The sequence below is a fragment of the Agromyces binzhouensis genome (assembly GCF_004135055.1).
In the GTDB taxonomy this organism is placed as follows: Bacteria; Actinomycetota; Actinomycetes; order Actinomycetales; family Microbacteriaceae; genus Agromyces; species Agromyces binzhouensis.
This window is the reverse complement of sequence record NZ_SDPL01000256.1, coordinates 1-4,487: the sequence shown is the minus strand read 5'-3', so window position 1 is coordinate 4,487 and position 4,487 is coordinate 1. Positions and strand designations below refer to the sequence as shown.

Annotated in this window: 3 protein-coding genes; all 3 read left to right on the top strand. The window is 71.7% G+C overall.

Annotation, left to right across the window (positions count from 1 at the left end; genetic code table 11):
- Nucleotides 1–1,977: translation initiation factor IF-2 (gene infB, locus ESO86_RS12005; protein ID WP_129235242.1), on the top strand; the 1,977-nt coding region annotated here is incomplete at its 5' end.
- Between the two features lie 129 nt (nucleotides 1,978–2,106).
- Entirely contained in the window at nucleotides 2,107–2,574 is a 468-nt protein-coding gene (gene rbfA, locus ESO86_RS12000; protein ID WP_129235241.1) for a 30S ribosome-binding factor RbfA, read from the top strand.
- A 156-nt stretch (nucleotides 2,575–2,730) separates the two neighbouring features.
- Nucleotides 2,731–4,487: NAD(P)/FAD-dependent oxidoreductase (locus ESO86_RS20075; RefSeq protein ID WP_165307736.1), on the top strand; the 1,757-nt coding region annotated here is incomplete at its 3' end.

The window sequence follows — 4,487 nt, the reverse complement described above, 5'->3', positions numbered from 1 at the left end:
CGCCCCGGTGGTGGCGGCGGTCGCGGTCGCGGCCCCGGCGGCGGCACCGCGGGTGCCTTCGGTCGCGGCGGCGGCAAGAGCAAGGCCCGCAAGTCCAAGCGGACGAAGCGGCAGGAATTCGAGATGCGGGAGGCCCCGTCGCTCGGCGGCGTGAGCGTCCCGCGCGGCGACGGCAACACCGTCATCCGCCTGCGCCGCGGCGCCTCGATCTCCGACTTCGCCGACAAGATCGACGCGAACCCCGGTTCGCTCGTCACGGTGCTGTTCCACCTCGGTGAGATGGCGACCGCGACGGAGTCGCTCGACGAGGCCACCTTCGAGGTGCTCGGCGCCGAGCTCGGCTACAAGATCCAGGTCGTCTCGCCCGAGGACGAGGACCGCGAGCTGCTCGAGGGCTTCGACATCGACCTCGACCAGGAGCTCGAGGACGAGACCGACGAGGACCTCCAGCAGCGTCCTCCGGTGGTCACCGTCATGGGCCACGTCGACCACGGTAAGACGCGACTGCTCGACGCCATCCGCAACGCGAACGTCGTCGCGGGCGAGGCCGGCGGCATCACCCAGCACATCGGTGCGTACCAGGTGCACACCGAGCACGACGGGATCGACCGCGCGATCACCTTCATCGACACCCCGGGTCACGAGGCGTTCACCGCCATGCGTGCCCGTGGTGCGCAGGTGACCGACATCGCGATCCTCGTGGTCGCGGCCGACGACGGCATCATGCCGCAGACGATCGAGGCGCTGAACCACGCCCAGTCGGCCAACGTGCCGGTCGTGGTCGCGGTGAACAAGATCGACAAGCCCGACGCCAACCCCGCCAAGGTGCGCCAGCAGCTCACCGAGTTCGGCCTCGTGGCCGAGGAGTACGGCGGCGACGTGCTGTTCGTCGACGTGTCGGCGAAGAACGACATCGGCATCCAGGACCTGCTCGACGCGGTGCTCCTCACCGCCGACGCCGGTCTCGACCTGCGCGCCAACCCCGACAAGGACGCTCGCGGCGTCGCGATCGAGGCCAAGCTCGACAAGGGGCGCGGCGCCGTGGCGACCGTGCTCATCCAGTCGGGCACGCTGAAGGTCGGCGACGCGATCGTCGCGGGCACGGCCTACGGTCGAGTCCGCGCGATGACGGACGAGAACGGCGACGCGGTCGCCGCGGCGACCCCGTCGCGTCCGGTCCAGGTCCAGGGCCTCTCGAGCGTCCCGCGCGCCGGCGACACCTTCCTCGTCACCGAGGAGGACCGCACGGCCCGCCAGATCGCCGAGAAGCGCGAGGCCGCGGAGCGCAACGCGCAGCTGGCCAAGGCCCGCAAGCGCATCTCGCTCGAGGACTTCACGCGTGCCCTCGAGGAGGGCAAGGTCGAGGCGCTCAACCTCATCATCAAGGGCGACGTGTCGGGTGCCGTCGAGGCGCTCGAGGAGTCGCTGATGAAGATCGAGGTCGACGACTCGGTCCAGCTGCGCATCCTCCACCGCGGCGTGGGTGCCGTCACCGAGAGCGACATCGACCTGGCGACGATCGACAACGCGATCGTCATCGGGTTCAACGTCCGCCCCGACGTGAAGGCGCGCGAGCGCGCCGCCCGCGAGGGTGTCGACGTGCGCTTCTACAACGTCATCTACAACGCGATCGACGACATCGAGAACTCGCTCAAGGGCATGCTCAAGCCCGAGTTCGAAGAGGTGCAGTCGGGTGTCGCCGAGATCCGCGAGGTGTTCCGCTCCTCGAAGTTCGGCAACATCGCCGGTGTCATCGTGCGGTCGGGAACGATCACGCGAAACGCCAAGGCACGCGTCATCCGCGACGGCGTCGTGGTCGGCGACAACCTCGCGATCGAGTCGCTCCGCCGGTTCAAGGACGACGTCACCGAGGTCCGCACGGACTTCGAGGCGGGCATCGGCCTCGGCAAGTACAACGACATCCAGGTCGGCGACGAGATCGAGACCATCGAGATGCGCGAGAAGCCGCGGGCCTAGGCCCTCGGTGCGGGGCCCCGTTCGTCGACGCGATGAGCGGGGCCCCGACCCCTCCACCAGAACCGAAGGGACCGCACCGGGCGACGCCGCAGCCGCGGCATCCGGAGCGGAACGGAAAGGCAGGCCATCATGGCCGATCCGCAGCGGGCCAGGAAGCTGGCCGACCGCATCAAGGAGATCGTGGCGCGTCGCCTCGACAAGGGTCTCCGCGACCCGCGCCTCGGGTTCGTCACGATCACCGACGTCCGCGTCACGGGCGACCTCCAGCACGCCAGCATCTTCTACACCGTGTACGGCACCGACGAGGAGCGCCGCGACTCGGCGCTCGCGCTGAAGGCCGCCACCGGCATGCTCCGCACCGAGGTGGGGCGCAACATCACGGCCCGACTGACTCCGACGCTCGAGTTCATCGCGGACGCGATCCCTGAGAACGCACAGCACATCGAGGAGCTGCTCCGCGAGGCGCGCGAGCGCGATGCCGAGACCTCGGCGCTCGCGGCCGGCGCGCAGTACGCGGGCGACGCCGACCCCTACCTCACGCCGCGCGACCTCGACGAGGACGAGGACGAGGTCGACGAGGAGTCCGCGGCGCGCTGATCGGGGACGCATCCGCCGTCGTACGCTTCCGCACGCCACGCCGATGGTCGCACGGCCCTGTCGTGGGCCGCGGCGCCCGGGTACACTGCGGGCGTCGGCGGTACCCGGTCGACGACCCGAATGGGTGGTCCCGGCGTGTCGACAGGAGGAGTTGGCATGACGAGCGCACGACCGGTCATCCTCGTGGTCGCACGGGACGTCGGCGCGCGCACCTCCGTGGTCACCGAACTCGAGCGCCGCTACCGCAACGACTACGACGTCGCGGCCGCGCACGATGAGCAGGAGGCCGCCGAACGCATCGACGCACTCGCCGACGAGGGCGGCCTGCTCGCGCTCATCCTCGCCGACCGCGCGGGCGACCTCGACGGGCGGACCGTCTTCTCGCACGCTCGACGCCGATTCCCCGACGTCCGCCGCGGACGCCTCATCGAGTGGGGGCAGTGGGGCGACGCCGCCGTGCGCGAGGAGATCCTCTCGCTCATGGCCGCCGCCGAGCTGGAGTACTACGTGATCCGCCCGTGGCACTCGCCCGACGAGTACTTCCACCGCACGATCACCGAGTTCCTCCTCGAATGGGAGCGCTCGATCGGCCTGCGGCCCAGGGAGGTCGCGGTGATCGGGAAGGCCGGCCTGCCGCGCACGCACGAACTCCGGAGCCTCCTCGCCCGGGGCGGCATCCCGCACGAGTGGCTCGAGCCCGGATCGGATGCCGCGCGCGAACGGCTGGCGGCGGTCGGCGTCGAGGGCGAGGTGCCCGACGTCCCCGTCGTGCTGCTGCTGGACGGCCGGATGCTGCGCGACCCGGGCAACGCCGAGCTGGCGGCCGCCTACGGGCTCACCACGACCCTCGACGGGGAGGCCGACGTCGTCGTGGTCGGCGCCGGACCCGGAGGGCTCGCGGCGGCGGTCTATGCGGCATCCGAGGGCCTGGACGTCCTCGTCGTCGAGCGGGAGTCGATCGGCGGACAGGCCGGCTCGAGCTCGCTGATCCGCAACTACCTCGGCTTCTCGCGCGGCATCTCGGGTTCGGAGCTCGCACAGCGGGCGTACCAGCAGGCGTGGGTGTTCGGCGCGCGCTTCGCGCACGCGCGCGAGGCGGTCGGCATCGAGCGCGACGGCGACGGGTTCCGCGTGCGCGTCGCACCCGAGGACTGCATCCGCTGCTCGTCGATCGTGCTCGCGACCGGGGTGTCGTACCGACGTCTCGACGTCGACGAGCTGACGCCGTTCGAGGGTGCCGGCGTGTACTACGGGGCCTCGGCGATCGAGGCGCAGGGCATGGCGGGGCGGCACGTCACGATCATCGGCGGCGGCAACTCGGCAGGGCAGGCGGCGCTGCACCTGGCTCGCTACGCGGCATCCGTCACGGTCCTCGTGCGCGGCACGGGGCTGGCCGCCAGCATGTCGCAGTACCTGATCGACCAGCTCGTCGCGCAGGGCGTCGCCGTGCGCACGCGCGCCGAGGTCGTCGGCGGAGGCGGCGACGGCGTGCTGGAGCACATCCGCGTGCGGGATCGCGACACGGGGGAGGAGCGCGACGTGGAGTGCGGCGGGCTCTTCGTGCTGATCGGCGCGGCGCCGCGCACGGAGTGGCTGCCGCCCGAGATCCTGCGCGACCGCTGGGGATACGTCCTCACGGGGCCGGAGGTCGTCGCCGAGGGGGAGCGGGCGAACTGGCCCCTCGAGCGCGAGCCGTTCCCGCACGAGACGAGCGTGCCCGGCGTGTTCGCCGTCGGCGACGCTCGTCGCGGTTCGGTCAAGCGCGTCGCCTCGGCGGTGGGCGAGGGCTCGGTCGTGGTGTCGTCGGTCCACCGGCGCATCGCCGAGGTGGAGACCGGATCGGTCGAGCCGCCGGCCACGGCGGCGCCGATCGCGGCGACCCTGCCGGTGGTTCCGCCGGCGCCCGCACCCTC